General features: G+C 57.2%; 12 protein-coding genes. 1 reads left to right on the plus strand and 11 read right to left on the minus strand.

Translation table 11 applies throughout. The features are described from left to right. Positions 1 to 29 precede the first annotated feature (29 nt). From A1WC_RS19065 to A1WC_RS19050, 4 genes are read right to left on the minus strand one after another with little or no spacing between them, the layout of a single operon-like run. A complete protein-coding gene (locus tag A1WC_RS19065) occupies positions 30 to 1529 on the minus strand; it encodes an FGGY family carbohydrate kinase (RefSeq protein ID WP_016160454.1) in 1500 nt (499 codons plus the stop codon). A 14-nt stretch (positions 1530 to 1543) separates the two neighbouring features. After that, positions 1544 to 2962 carry an L-fucose/L-arabinose isomerase family protein gene (locus tag A1WC_RS19060; protein WP_016160455.1) on the minus strand — a complete coding sequence of 473 codons (1419 nt, stop codon included), beginning with the start codon at positions 2960 to 2962 and terminating at the stop codon, positions 1544 to 1546. A gap of 34 nt (positions 2963 to 2996) precedes the next feature. Beyond that, entirely contained in the window at positions 2997 to 3947 is a 951-nt protein-coding gene (locus tag A1WC_RS19055) for a transketolase family protein (protein WP_016160456.1), read from the minus strand. Beyond that, positions 3940 to 4770 carry a transketolase gene (locus tag A1WC_RS19050; protein ID WP_004178953.1) on the minus strand — a complete coding sequence of 277 codons (831 nt, stop codon included), beginning with the start codon at positions 4768 to 4770 and terminating at the stop codon, positions 3940 to 3942. Before A1WC_RS19050 ends, A1WC_RS19055 begins: the two co-directional genes overlap by 8 nt. Before the next feature lie 311 nt (positions 4771 to 5081). Between A1WC_RS19050 and A1WC_RS19045 the strand changes: the two genes are divergently transcribed. After that, positions 5082 to 6032, plus strand: a complete 951-nt coding sequence (locus A1WC_RS19045; protein WP_016160457.1) for a sugar-binding transcriptional regulator — start codon at positions 5082 to 5084, stop codon at positions 6030 to 6032. On the opposite strand, the gene A1WC_RS19040 is transcribed toward A1WC_RS19045, so the two are convergent. The 7 genes from A1WC_RS19040 to fepA form a co-directional block, all read right to left on the minus strand. Then, entirely contained in the window at positions 6022 to 6993 is a 972-nt protein-coding gene (locus tag A1WC_RS19040; RefSeq protein ID WP_016160458.1) for an Rpn family recombination-promoting nuclease/putative transposase, read from the minus strand. The genes A1WC_RS19045 and A1WC_RS19040 overlap by 11 nt on opposite strands. Before the next feature lie 155 nt (positions 6994 to 7148). Next, the gene (locus A1WC_RS19035) at positions 7149 to 8237 is read right to left on the minus strand and encodes an ABC transporter permease (protein ID WP_016160459.1); all 1089 of its coding nucleotides are present in this window, start codon (positions 8235 to 8237) and stop codon (positions 7149 to 7151) included. Position 8238: 1 nt separating this feature from the next. Continuing rightward, positions 8239 to 9765: a sugar ABC transporter ATP-binding protein gene (locus A1WC_RS19030; protein WP_016160460.1), complete on the minus strand. Its 1527-nt coding sequence runs from the start codon at positions 9763 to 9765 to the stop codon at positions 8239 to 8241. Continuing rightward, a complete protein-coding gene (locus tag A1WC_RS19025; RefSeq protein ID WP_032691137.1) occupies positions 9765 to 10373 on the minus strand; it encodes a DUF2291 family protein in 609 nt (202 codons plus the stop codon). The genes A1WC_RS19030 and A1WC_RS19025 overlap by 1 nt, the downstream gene beginning before the upstream one ends. 10 nt (positions 10374 to 10383) lie before the next feature. Then, the gene (locus A1WC_RS19020; RefSeq protein WP_004178959.1) at positions 10384 to 11325 is read right to left on the minus strand and encodes a D-ribose ABC transporter substrate-binding protein; all 942 of its coding nucleotides are present in this window, start codon (positions 11323 to 11325) and stop codon (positions 10384 to 10386) included. A gap of 117 nt (positions 11326 to 11442) precedes the next feature. After that, complete coding sequence (gene entD / locus A1WC_RS19015; protein ID WP_016160462.1) at positions 11443 to 12102, minus strand: enterobactin synthase subunit EntD; 660 nt, start codon at positions 12100 to 12102, stop codon at positions 11443 to 11445. A 66-nt stretch (positions 12103 to 12168) separates the two neighbouring features. Then, positions 12169 to 14397 (minus strand): siderophore enterobactin receptor FepA, encoded by a 2229-nt coding sequence (fepA, locus tag A1WC_RS19010; RefSeq protein ID WP_016160463.1) that lies wholly within the window; start codon positions 14395 to 14397, stop codon positions 12169 to 12171. Between the last annotated feature and the right edge of the window lie 42 nt (positions 14398 to 14439).

The raw sequence follows: 14439 nt of genomic DNA on the forward strand, positions 1-14439 counted from the left end.
GAAGACATTATCGCCCGGCTGGGTTGCGCTCAGCGTCTTGCCAGCGTCACCGCGTGTTGCCAGGACTGCCATCGCTGCACAAGCCTATGATGCCGGATCAGGTCTGGCGCATAAGTGATGTGTTCTGGTAAAAAGGGCTGAAGCTCTGCCACCGTCAGCTTGTGCAACGCTTTACGCGCCAGCAGTGCCGCACCGGTCGCCGACAGCTCGGCCACATCGCTGCGCATCACCGGACACCCCAGCAGGTCAGCCTGATACTGCATTAACCAGTCGTTTTTGGTGGGGCCCCCATCCACCAGCAGCGTGTTGAGCGTAAAGCCATGATGGGCACGCATCGCAGTGATTACATCGGCAATCTGGTAGGTTATTGACTCGAGCGCGGCACGAATGAGATGGGCCCGCTTCACGCCCCGGCTTAATCCATGGATCAAACCGCGGGCCTTATCGTCCCACCAGGGGGCGCCCATGCCGGTGAGCGCCGGCACAAAAAAGACGCCTAAGGTGGAGTCGACCGAGCGCGGCAGATCATTCAGCGCCTGGGCCAGTTCGCCGGGAGCGCGTTCGCTCAATCCGGTACTGTCGGCCATCCACGCCACCGCATCGCCGGTATGGGGAATGTTCCCCTCGAGTGCATAGACCAGCTTTTCTCCGTCGTGCCAGGCCACCGTGGTGGCGAGATTACTGACGTGACACGCCACCGAATCGACGGGCGCCATCACCGAGGTCCCTGTACCGTAGGTGGCTTTAACGCAACCGGCGGCGCCCAGACCGTGGGCGAAAAGGGCGGCATGCGAATCGCCAATCATCGCCATTACCGGAATGCCATCAGGGAGGGTGGCTAAACCCGCGGTGTAACCAAACAGGCCGCTCGAAGGTTTAATCACCGGGAGTGCTGCACGCGGAATGCCAAACAGGGCGAGCATATCGGTATCCCAGTCCGCTGTGTGCAAATTCATGAGCTGCGTACGAGACGCGTTGGCATAATCACAACAAAAATGCTGGCCTTGCGTCAGGTGCCAGAGCAGCCAGCTATCCACCGTACCGAGGCAAATCTCGCCATTTTTCGCCCGGTTCAGGCCATCCGGAGTGTGGTCCAGCAGCCAGCGCATTTTCGAGGCGGAAAAGAGCGGGGCGACTGGCAGGCCGGTTACCGCCTTGATCTGCGGCTCATGACCTTGTTCACGCAGCATGTGGCAAAATGCGGCAGTACGTGCACATTGCCAGCTCAGGGCGGGCGCTATAGCCTCGCCCGTTTCCCGATACCAGCCCACGACGGTTTCGCGCTGGTTGCTGATCGCCAGGGCGGCTACACGCTCCGCGCCAACGGCGGCCACTGCGCGAGAAATCACCTCCAGCGACGCGGCAAGCAGAAGCTCCGCTGACTGTTCTACCCATCCTTCCTGCGGCGTAGCGATTTCAAGCGCACGGGAAAATTGCGCAATTACCCGCCCGTGGCTGTCGAAGGCAACGGCTTTGGCATTGGTTGTGCCCTCATCGAGGGCAATAATAATATCCTTGTTTACCGACATAGCGGCCTCCGGCCTCACTGGTGGAGATAGGTCGACACGCCCAGGTAGCGCGTAAATGCTTCGTGCAAAATTGCGGCACTGGCGGAATGGTTCATCGCGACATGGTGCTCAAAGCCATTGCGGCAGATCCACGACAGCAGATTTTCCAGGTGGGGAACCTGAATGACCGCCCGACAGCCTACCGTATCGAGGGGATCGTCAACCGACCGACCTTCGCCGACGTAGGCTTTGATTTCGCCAGTCAGGTCGTCGGTGCTGAGGCGAAAATAGGTCAGCGCGCCGCTTTTCATGCGACCATGCACGGCACCGCAGGTGTTTTCTTTGCCGACGGTGGTGCCGATAATATCGGCCGTTCCCATGCGCGGCGACTCAAGGCTGGCCGAGGCAAAGTTCCCGCAATGAAACAGCACACATTTATCGCGATCGTCGCCGAAGTTATTGTTCCAGTCCGCGATCGAGGCGGGGCTCAGGTTGCTGCTGGCGAGCGCATACATGGAGAGCGCGCCCATGACATCGACCTCACAGGCGCTTGGCATCAGTTGTCCGGACATCACGCTCATGATGGAGCAGACGTTAATCCCCAGATTTTCCTGAAGCGAGGTCCAGCACTGAATTGCGGTGGTGTCGATGTCGTTGGCAACAATCCACTCGCTCAGGACCACAAACAGTTTCGCCATGGTGATCAATTTATCTGCCGGAATACCGCTGGCGTCAGCATTATCGATCAGCAGGCGGCGCTTCTCATCCACTCGAATATCGTCATCACGCAGGGCTTTAATCCGGGTAAATACCTCTGACAGATCTAACGTTTCCACTGCGATGCCTAAACGTTCGAGCAGTTTTTCACTGTAGCGAACGGTGTTAAAGCCCGCTGGACGAGCGCCAATCGCGCCAACGCGCACGCCGCGCATACTGTTCACCACGCGACATATCTGCGTGAAGCGCCGGAGATCCTGCTCAAACACCTCGCCGCTAAGCGCGCAAACGTGCTGGGTGGTCAGCGTAAACGGGATACCGTACTGGCGCAGGTTGTTGCAAAGGGAAATTTTGCCGCAAAAGCTATCGCGGCGAGTCGACAACCCCATTTTATCCAGATTATCCTCTTCGGCCTGAATAAGCACCGGGACGTTGAGACCGGAGAGGCGCAACGTTTCGGCGATGGCTTTTTCATCACCAAAGTTGGGTAACAGCACCACGACACCGTGAATGTTGTCGCGGTGGGGGCGGAACAGCTCGGCGCAAATTTTGGCATCCTGCCGGGTTTCCACGCCACCCAGTTCCGTCTGGGATGGTTCAAGCATAATGGTGTTAATCCCAAGGCGGCTAAACAGCGCTACCGCCTGTTCGCGCGCTTCGGCGACCAGATAGCTGGGGAAAAATCCCCGGTTGCCAATAATGACGCCCATGGTGAGTTGTTGAGGAATACGGGACATTGCGTTCTCTCCAGTAAGATGTTCTTGTTATTTTTCAGCATGCTTTTTTTGTGTGCAGCTTGCGGGCGTGCTTCACCACCCCGGCGGCATCGATTTCATGGCGCGCGCGCGTGGCGGCGCGATCGGCGGCAATGGCGTATTGCCCGTCAGGGATACCTAAGCGCCGCAACGGGATAGCGCACCCGGCCTCGGCCAGCACTTCCGCCACCAGGCTCCCGACGCCGCCGTTGACGTTGTGTTCTTCCACCGTGATCGCGGCCGGACAGGACTGGATTGCCGCCAGTAGCGCCTGGGTATCACAAGGACGAATAGATGGGACACTGATAACGGTGGCGTCAATACCTTCTGCAGCGAGTTGTGCGGCGGCTTCCACAATTTCATGTACCGTTGAGCCCATGGCAACCAGCGCAATATCGCGCCCCAGACGCAGCACATCAATGTTGCCTGGAATAAACCGGTAATGTTCATCATGCAGTTCCGGCAGCGCTTTACCGTCGAGGCGTATATACACTGGCCCGACGTGGGCAAGGGCATAATCAATAATCTGCCGGCACTCGCCGGGACTGGACGGTGCGTAAATTTCAATATTGCCAAAACCGCGCAGAATGGCGATATCGTCAATACTGTGGTGGGTGCTGGCCAGTGGACCGTAGCTGGCACCCGCGTTCAGCCCGAACAGTTTGACGTTGGTGTTGTTGTAGCAAACGTCAACCTTAATCTGTTCATTGGCACGTGAGATAAGGAATGGCGCCGCGTTGCAGGTCACGGCCACTTTACCCCCCAGCGCCAGGCCGGCGGCAGCGCCAACCAGCGTCTGCTCGGCGATGCCGACGTTGACCAGCCGGCCAGGGAATCTTTTGATAAACGGGGCTATTTTCGCCGTTGAGGTGGAGTCGGCCACCACCGGCACCAGATCCACACCGCGGTCTACAGCATCAATAAAGGCATTCACCATCACCGTGGCGAGATGTTCGCTATTACTCATCTTTCAGTTCCTCCAGCGCCAGTTCAATTTCTTCTCCTTTCGGTACCCGGTGATGCCATTCGGGGCGTCCCTGAATAAAGGAAATACCTGCGCCTTTGGTGGTATTGGCAATCACGACGTGTGGTTTCCCGTTCGGCTGCAAGCGCTCAAGCGTGGCGACCACCTCCGCCATATCGTTGCCGTTGCACTGTGTGACCTCCATGCCGAAAGCGCGCCATTTTTCATCCAGCGGATCGGTATTCATGATCTCTTTGGTCGCACCGGCCAGCTGCAGATTATTTTTGTCGTTGATAATAATAAGGTTATCCAGCTGGTAGTGGGCGGCGACCAGCGCGGCCTCCCAGTTGCTGCCCTCCGCCAGTTCGCCATCGCCGGTGACGACAAATACGCGACGCGGGTTGTTATCGCGTTTCGCTGCTAGCGCAATGCCTACCGCCACGGGCAGACCATGGCCCAGCGCACCGGTATTAAGCTCAATACCTGGCGTTTTGTGCTTTACCGGGTGTCCTGGCAGAGCCGAGTCGGCGTGTTGATAGGTTGCCAGCCAGTCAACGGGAATAAAGCCTGCTTCGGCCAGCACGCAGTAATAACCGCCGACAGCATGCCCCTTCGACTGAATATAGATATCGCGGTCGTCACTCTCTTTTCGCGCAGGGGAGCAGTTAAGGATACGAAAATAGAGGGCGGTCAGAAGTTCGACTTGTGACAGATCGGCACCAGTGTGGCCGCCTGCCGGGCTTTCCGCATTTAAGACGATGATGCGGCGGCGGATGGCACGTGCTTTTTGTTCTAACTCCTTAACGGAGAGTGAAAACGGATTCATAAAACACCTCTTGAAATTAAATTCCTATATGAATAAATATTCCGGCAGGGCAAAGAAACACTTCCCATCCTGACTACCTTTTATCGTCGTCAAAACAAGGTATTAATAACTGATTGAATATATATTCAGTTATGATTTATTATTCATGTAGGTAAGATATGCCCCGTGACGGGGTTTGTCCACGATTTGTAGGGCCTATTTTCTAAAAAAGGAGAAAACGATCACATTTGGATCGTCGGGAAAAGGGCGCTGCGCTTGTTATCTATTCAATGATGCATAAAAATAACGAGCAGAAAACAGAGGGGAATGCCATGTCGAAGCAGGATGAACAGCGGTTGCTGGTGAAGATCGCCACGCTTTACTACAGCGAGAATAAAAAGCAGTCCGAGATCGCCTCGCTGCTGCATCTGTCCCAGTCTTTTGTTTCACGGGCGCTAACCCGCTGTCAGAAAGAGGGGCTGGTGAAAATTACCGTGGTCCAGCCGACAAACATTTTTGTCGATCTGGAAAAGGCGATTGAGGAGCGTTTTGGCATTCGACAGGCGATAGTCGTGGATGTGGGCGAGAACGCCAGTTACAGCCAGGTAAAGCATGCCATCGGCAGCGCAGCGGCGCACTATGTCGAAACGCGGCTGCGGCCGGAAGACCTCGTGGGGATCTCGTCCTGGAGCAGTACGATCCGCTGTATGGTGGATGAGATGCATCCGCAGAACATTCGCGCCGCCGGGGTGATTCAGCTGTTGGGCGGCGTCGGTCCCAACGGCAACGTGCAGGCCACCATTTTAACCCAGCAGCTGGCGGCGCATTTAGGCTGCCCGGCGTGGCTGTTGCCGTCGCAGAGTATTGAGCACTCCGTGGAGGAGCGCAGCCGTCTGGTAAACAGCCCGGACGTCGCGGCGGTGGTGGCGAAATTTGCCGAAGTGGATGTGGCCATCGTCGGTATTGGTGAACTGGAGCCTTCGCAGCTGCTGAAAAACTCCGGTAACTATTATAATGAAACCATGCTCCAGCTGCTGGCGGCGCGCGGCGCGGTGGGGGATATCTGCCTGCATTACTATGATGCGGCGGGCAAACCGGTACTGAGCCAGGATGAGGATCCGGTGATCGGTATGGAGCTTGATCAAATTCGTCGCTGTCCGCAGGTGATTGCGCTGGCTGGCGGCGTGGACAAAGAGAACGCCATCCGCGGCGCGTTGCAGGGCGACTATATTGATGTCCTGATCACCGACTTCCCGACCGCGCGCGCGTTAATTAAGGGCTAAGCGGGGGTTGAGACTGGCGTGCCTGGCGCGCCAGCGTCGCCAGTTCGTCCGCGCTGAGGCGAGTCATCCGCAATACGGTTTCAGTGTCCATGCCGTTCTCTAACATCATCAGCGCGATGCGGCAGGCTTCGCGATGCTCACCCGCTTGTAAACCTTCGTTCAAGCCTTGCTGTAACCAGCGTTGTTTTCCCTCTTCGCGACCTTTCTGCTTCAGGTACTCGGCAATCGTCATCAGGGTATCCTCATATTGCGGCAGACGTTCGACCAGCTGGTCGATAAAGTCATCCGGGTCGGCGCTATTGCCATGCAGCGACATATAGGTAAATAACGTTTTGAACTGCTGGTGGTCAGTGTATCCCATCAGCACCACCTCCACCAACTGCTGGAGGATATGGCTAAGATCGCGTTGACGGATGTGTTTCTGGACCAGTTCCAGAAGCGCGATCCGCCGATGCTGTAATATGGCATTGTCGGGAATATCTGTCACATCGACGAGCGGGAAGGCCCCGAGATAAAGCTGTTTTGCCGGTGAGTCAGGTGGAAACTCATCCAGCCAGCACAGTGAAAAGGGATAGGGAGAAATGCTGCCATGATAAAACAGCATGGGTATTACCAGCGGCAGCGCTTTATGGCCGCGATCAAGATGCTGTTGCATGGCCGCGAGGGCATAGCGCAGGAGTCTGAACGCCATATGGCTGTCCGGGGTGCTCTGATGCTCAATGACGACATAGATATAGCCCTCTCCCTTGCTGGTATGCAGAGAGTAGAGAATATCGGAATAGCTGGCGCGCAGGTTGTCCTCAACAAAGCTCCCGGATTCCAGGTGCAGAGTGCTTAAGTCGCACAGTTGCCGCAGCGCGGGCGGCAGATGAATATCCAGAAAATCGCGTGCGGTTTCGCTGTCGCGCAGAAAGCGCTTAAACAGACTGTCGTGCGGGGTCGAGTGAGGACGTTTTTTCATGGCTTCCTTGCCTGGCAGAGCAGAGTGGCGGGATGCTACCACTGCTTGCCGTCGGGCAGGATTTTTCGATGAGATTTTGCGAAGCGCCTCGGAGAAAGGCGCATCGTGAGTCAGGCCCGCTCCCCCTGTGGCCTGAGCCACAGGGGGACTTGCGGTTACTTATTCTCCATAACCGCCCTCTGGGCGACCACCGCCGCCTTCTGCTGCATCCGGTTTTGCATCTGATCGATAATGACCGCCACAATAATCACGATCCCTTTGATGACCATCTGCCAGAACTCGCTAACCCCCATCATCACCAGCCCGTCGGCGAGAAAACCGATGACAAACGCACCAATCAGCGTACCCAGAATGGTTCCCCGGCCGCCGGCCAGCGATGTTCCGCCCAGTACGACGGCGGCGATAGCATTCATCTCAAAAGCGGTACCGTTAGCCGGATGGCTGGCCAGCAGCTGTGCGGAGACCACGATCCCGGCTATGGCGGCGCAAAAGCCGGACAGCGTGTAGACCAGCACTTTAATTTGCTTCACTTTCACGCCGGATAGCTCGGCGGCACGCTCATTGTCACCGATCGCATAAACATGGCGGCCAAAAGGCAAACGCCGGGCGATATAGGCGATGATCAGCGCCAGGAGGATCATCAGCCAGATGGCCCACGGGATGCCAAAGAGCGCACCTGCGCCAATTTCATCGAAACCCGTGTTGCCCAGCTGCGGATTGCCCGCGAGCCCGGGGAAGGTTTGGCCATCAGAGGTCAGCATCGCGGCTCCGCGGAGCACATACATAGTACCGAGGGTGCAGATAAACGGCGCCACATTGTAGCGGGTAATGATCCAGCCATTAACGGCGCCAATCAGCGCGCCTATCAGCAGCACCAGGGGCACAATGACCCACACGCTTGGAAAAATGGCGATGCCGAACATCGGCAAGACGATCCCTTTGGTGATAAGCCAGCCGGCTATCATTCCGCAGAGACCGAGCGTGGCGCCAATCGAGAGGTCGATACCGGCAGTGATAATGACAAAGGTGATCCCCAACGCCAGAAAGGCGTTAATCGCAATGTGTTTAATCATAATCACCATGCTGCCAGCGGATAAAAAACCGGGCACGGTCATCGTGAAGAAGCCGACAATCAGGAACAGCGCGATAAAGGTGCGCAGTTTTAATAACAACAGCAGGATATTTTCACGGGAGAGAGAGGCTCTGCCGCGCGGCGCCAGTGCGACCGATTGTGTCATTTTCATCTTAGAACCCCTGAGCGCTTGCTGAAACCAGCGCCGACTCTTCGGCCTGGTCACGAACGATATCGGCGGTCAGTTTGCCGCCTGACATCACCAGGATACGGTCAGAGACCGCCATGATTTCTTTTAAATCGGAGGTGGAGAACACCACCGCCATTCCCTGCTGCGACAATTGCACCATCATGCGAAACACATCCCCCTTTGCGCCGATGTCGATCCCGCGCGTAGGCTCGTCAAGAAACAGCACCTTCGGATTGGTTAACAGCGAACGGCCAATAACCACCTTTTGCTGATTGCCGCCGCTGAGCGCCTGGATCTCGACTTCTGGTGATGAGACCTTGATGGATAGATTGCCAATTGTGCTGGCGACGACGGCCTCTTCCTCTTTATTGGCAATGGTTACCCCGCGCTGAAGACGACGCCACAGGCTGGCAATGGTCAGATTGCTGGCGACTGAAGAGATGGGAAAAATCCCGGTCCGCTTACGATCTTCCGGCACCAGACTCATGCCCATGCGGATACGTTCGGCCGTGGTTAATCGCTGGGGAACCGGTTTGCTGTCCAGCCAGATCTTGCCAAAGTAGTGGCGCGCTGTCCCCAGCAGACATTCAAACAGCTCGGTTCGTCCGGCGCCCATTAGACCGTAGATCCCAATAATTTCACCGGCATGTGCTTTAAAACTGATGTTATCCACCACCGTATTGCCCGCGGCATTCACGCAGGTCAGGTTCTCCACTTCCAGCAGTGGGGCGCCGAAGCGGCGATCCGGAGGAAGAAAATGGCTTACCGGATCGCTTCCCAGCATTTCACGGACGATCCATGGCACATCAATTTCACTCACCCTGGCCTCCGCCTGGAATTTGCCGTCACGCAGAATGGTAATGACGTCGCCGATGGCCATCAGCTCTTCCAGACGGTGTGAGATGTAGATGATGGACACCCCCTGACGCGTCAGCTCGCGGATGACCCGAAACAGGATATCCACCTCGGTTTTGCTTAAGGCGGATGTAGGCTCATCAAGGATCAGAATGTCCGCATTTTCCGCCAGCGCTTTGGCTATCTCAACCAACTGCTGCTGACCGACCTTCAGGTTACCCACCAGCTCCCGCGGCGAGATCGGCTGATCGAGTCGCTGCAACAGCTCCGCGGCTTGTCGTTCCTGCTCTGCTTCGTTAATTGGCGTAAGCCCGCGCTGTAGCTCGCGACCAAGAAAGATATTTTCCGCGACGCTAAGATTTTCAAACAGGTTCAGCTCCTGGTGGACCATACCAATGCCGTGGGCGGCGGCCTCGCGGGTGCTGGAGAAATGGACTATGTTGCCGTTGAGTTCCATTTCGCCCAGGCTCGGCTGTTGCACACCGGCGAGAATTTTCATGAGCGTTGATTTACCCGCGCCATTTTCTCCGATGATCACGTTAACTTTGCCACGCCAGACGTTGTAGTCGACGTTATCCAGCGCCACCGTGCCGGGGAACAGCATGGAAATACCACGGGTGCGTAAAATGATTTCCTCTGCGGGTGAACTGGCCATCAGCGCGCCTCCTGTTTTAGCTCAAGAGCGGCCGCATCCTGCAGGCTGCCGTTAACCACCGTGACCGCAAAGAGAATATCGACAGACTTGCCTGTCCAGCTCGCGTCCACTGTCGGCAACGATTTTATTGCCTCCCGGTTGTAGGCGCGTGAAAGCTGCGCAAACTGCACCTGGTTGGTAAAGTCTTCAAATTTAAAACCGCTGGCATCGCGAATGGCGTTGCCTCGCATGACAGGACCCAACTGCACGACCAACGGCTGGCCCAGTAGCGTAAGAGTGAGCTTTTGCTCGCGTGGGTTGCTGACGTCAGTCCCGGTCACCTCGCTGTTCAGGCGGACAAAGACGCTCTGTGGCGTAGCGCCAGACGCCTGGCGCACTTTTTCCAGCGCAGTCGCGTCCAGAGCATGTTGGTTCGCTGCGTCAATCACTCGAGATTGCCAGGTTTGTTGCGCGATCTGCTGCGGGGTGAGATGGTCGAAGCTGGGTTTCGCGTTCGGGTCGGCAGGCAGCACTGGCTTGCCATTCTCATCTAAGTCCACCACCGTGCAGGCCGTCAGCAACAGGGCGGCGCAGCCCATCAGCACGGCGCCCCATTGTTTTAACCGCATCATTTCCGCCTTACTCGCTGAGGTTGAACATGTTGAGTTTTTTCGCATTGCCACTATCGATGAGGATGCAGTCCATCAACTGCTTCTCTTCTTTCTGGGCTTTCCCGTTCTTCAGGAAAAAGTCCGCCTGTTCCACGGCCATTTGCGCCTGCTTCCAGCCAGGCTGGAGAACCGTGGCTTTAATGTTGCCCTGCTTGAGTATCGAGTCGCGGGTGTAGTCGCTACCGTCGAAGCCGACGACAATCACGTCGTTTTTACCCGCGGCTTTCAGCGCCGCTTCCGCCCCCAGCGCCATGGTATCGTTGCCGGAAATCACGCCGACGATATCCGGATTGGTCTGCAGAATGGCTTCCATACGGGTAAAGGCTTCCGTCTGGCTCCAGTTCGCCGTCTGCTGGGCGACCATTTTCATTTCCGGATAGTCGTCCAGCACATCGTGATAACCCTGCGAGCGGACGCTGGCGTTAGTGTCGGACTGACGACCTAACAGTTCGACATACTTGCCTTTACCGTTGAGGAGGCTGGCGAATTTTTCCGCGCCAAGCTGGGCGCCCTGATAGTTGTTAGAGACGATCTGCGCCACGGCGACGCCGGTTTTATTGATCTCTCTGTCGATTAAAAATGCCGGCACACCTGCCGCTTTTGCTTTTTCCAGCGGGCCGACGGTGGCATCCGCGCCAGCGTTATCCAGGATGATGGCTTTGGCTTTCCGCGCAATAGCCGTTTCAATCAGTTGGTTTTGTTTGTTGACGTCATCATCGTGGGAGGCGACCAGGGTGCTGTAACCCAGCTCTTTCGCTTTCGCCGCTGCGCCGTCAGCCTCCGCTTTAAAGAATGGGTTATCATGTGAAGGGGTAATGATCGCGATCAGGCCATTATCGGCGGCGAAAAGTGAGCCAGATGCGGCCATCATGGAGGCAAACAGAACAGACTTTATCAGGGTAGTTTTCATTATTATCTCCGCATTGAATATATATTCAATAATGATTTATTATTCAATGTAACCATAAAGCGGCCAGCCAGAACTGTCTACGGTTTGCACAGGTAATTTCTTAAAAAGCGAAAAGGATCACGCTTCGCGAGGCGGGCAGGTACAGGTAATAACGAAATCGTCTTTTATCAGATGATTGATTTGCAAGGTGAAATCAGCAAGCTGTACGGAGAAGCTGGCGGTAAAACGTAAATGAACCTGCTGCGCAGTGAGCGCCACAATCCGGGCGCTATGGAAGCCGGGCAGGGCTAAAGCATGAGAGGACCAGGCCTTAAACCCACTCTCTTTTGCCGAAAACGCCAGCGTCAGCGCCAGCGGGAAGGGCAGGCCGCTGCGCAGCAGCGCTGTTTTTTCCGTCGGACTGATAATGCTGTCCTCCAGCTCCGCCGCCATCTGGGGGGTAAACCGGCGCTCAATATCGACGCCCACCGGCCGATCGGCGATCACCGCCAGCGCGCGCTGGGCGCAGTGGCTGATGCTACCGAACCAGGGCGTGGGCCACAGCGGCTGGCGCTGGTCGCCGATGGCGGGAGGCTGTTTCTCCCCCACCTCGCGCAGGGCGTATACCGCGGCGATGCGTCCGGCCAGGTGCTCCGACTGCCGCTTGCGGCCCCAGCCCCTCAGACTGGCGTGATAGGGCAGCCAGAACAGATCTTCAGGCTGGAAAGTCGCCGGGTCGAAGTCGATCTGCTGCAGCGTATAGCCGGCCAGCGGCAGCGTGGCGTGATGGATGCGCATAGGACAAGGTTACCGCGGTTGTCCCCGCCCTTTATCCTGCAAGGGCGGGGGAGGGAGAACCCGCTATCAGAAGTGGGTGTTGACGCTCAGGTACCAGGTGCGGCCCGATTCGTTATAGGTCTCGGCGCCGGCGCCATACATATAGCCGGTGGTGCCCCCGGTGGTCTGGGCGTTGCCCGCGCGCCAGTGACGCTTGTCGAAGACGTTATCCACGCCGCCGGTCAGACTGACGTATTTGGTGACGTCCCAGGTCGCGCTCAGGCCGAGGATGCTGTAGGGGCTGACCTCGTTCTTCTCGCTGCCGGTAACCGGTTGACCCTTGTAGTTGTACTTCTTCGGCTCCTGCTTGCCGTACCAGGTGAAGGTCGACTGCAGCGAAACATCATCGCGTACCTGCCAGCTCAGGGTGGAGTTCAGCGTGTATTCCGGGATAATCGACAGACGATCGCCGGTCTCTTTGTTCTTACTCTGCAGCATATAGGTGATGTTGTTGGTCCAGTTGACGGTCTCGCTCACCGGCACGTTCAACGTCCCTTCCAGGCCTTCCACCACCGCTTTTGGTACGTTTTCCCATTGGTAGAGGTCGGTGCCGCTGCCGTTGGTATAGACCGGGGCATAGCCCGCTTCAATCTTGTTGCGGTAGTCGTTGCGGAACCAGGTGACGCCCGCCAGCCAACCGTCGCGTTTAAACTCGAGGCCAATCTCTTTGTTGATGCTGGTCTCGGCTTTTAAGTCGTCGTTACCCTGCAGATAGCAGCCGGATTTACTGGCGTAGCAACCCTGGCCTTTGCTGTAGAGAATGTAGTTCGGGTTGGTCTGATACAGGCTCGGCGCTTTATAGGCGCGGGCGATACCCATCTTCAGCGTGAAGTCGTCCCACAGGCCCTGCGACAGGTTGAGGGACGGGCTCCAGTTGTTGCCGACGATGCTGTGATGATCGAAACGCAGCGCCGGGGTCAGCATGGTGGTGTCGGTCAGCTCCATGTTGTTCTCAGCGAACAGCGAGAAGATTTCCGCCTGCGAGTACGGGCTGCGGCCGGTGCTGTCGTAGCCCGGGATGCTGCCGCCCGACAGCGCCTGGGTGTTGGAGGCGTTATCCTTCATCCGCTGCTGGTTCCACTCGCTGCCCAGCGTCAGGTTCTGATTAACCAGATAGTCGAAGGGAATGCTGACTTCACTGTGCAGCATCACATCCGCCAGATCGATATCCGAGAACTGATTACTGTTAAAGATCCCCTCGGTGCCCCCGGCCAGGCCTTCGCCTTTGCGCGAGTTGCGGGTGCGCTCGTACTGCGCCCAGTTGCTGGTGGTCACCCCGTTGTCCCAGGCGCCGTTCCAGGTGACCGAGTAGGTGTTGCGATACAGACGGTTGGTCTCTTTACCGTAGTTCTCTTTCACCAGGTCGTTGGTGTTGGTGTTCTGAGTGTCGCCGGCGTAGAGGTTGCCCTGGCGGCTGTAGCCGGCTTCAAACTCCAGCGACTGCATCGGGGCGAATTCCCAGCGCACCAGACCATCGATGTTTTTATTTTGTACCCCTTCGCGCCCGGCAGGCAGGGTGTCGGCATAGATCCCGGTACGTTCGGACTGATGGCCCTGGTTGATATCCCAGGCGTCGGCCTGCGTTTTGTCGAGGTTACCGAACAGACGGAAGCTGAAATCGCCGCCCAGCGGGCCGCTGAGGCTGAAGTTAGTGCGTTTGGTGGAGCCTTCATCCTTGTGCTCCGGGGCGTTCATATAGGTGTTCCATGAGCCGTGCCACTCATCGCCGGTTTTTTTGGTGATGATATTCACCACCCCGCCGGCGGCGCCGTTGCCGTAGCGGGCGGCGGCCGGGCCGCGGATCACTTCGATGCGTTCGATCATCTCCGGCGGCACCCAGCTGGTGTCGCCGCGGGTGTCGCGCTCGCCGCGCCAGCCAAGGCGCACGGAATTGCGGCTGGTGACCGGCTTGCCATCGATCAGGATCAGGGTGTTTTCCGGACCCATGCCGCGGATATCAATCTGGCGGTTATTGCCGCGCTGGCCGCTGGTGGAGTTGCCGGTCAGGTTGACCCCCGGCATGGTGCGAATGATCTCCGAGACGTCGCGCGCTGGCGGGCGTTTGCGGATCTCATCGGCGGTGATGGTGGAGACGCCCGGCGCCTGCAGATTCTGCTCGGCGGCGGTGACCACCATGGTCTCTTCAGCAGCGCTGTTTTTATCGTCGGTGGCGGTTTCCGCTGCGCTTAACGGAAAAGCAACCCCGTAAATTCCCAGATTGACCAGCAAGGCCAGGGATTTGATCCTGTTATTCATTGTTATTCCTGCTCTTTAGTCGCCACGTTCCCCAAACGCCCC

The organism is Klebsiella sp. KTE92, assembly GCF_000398905.1.
Classification (GTDB): domain Bacteria; phylum Pseudomonadota; class Gammaproteobacteria; order Enterobacterales; family Enterobacteriaceae; genus Klebsiella; species Klebsiella variicola.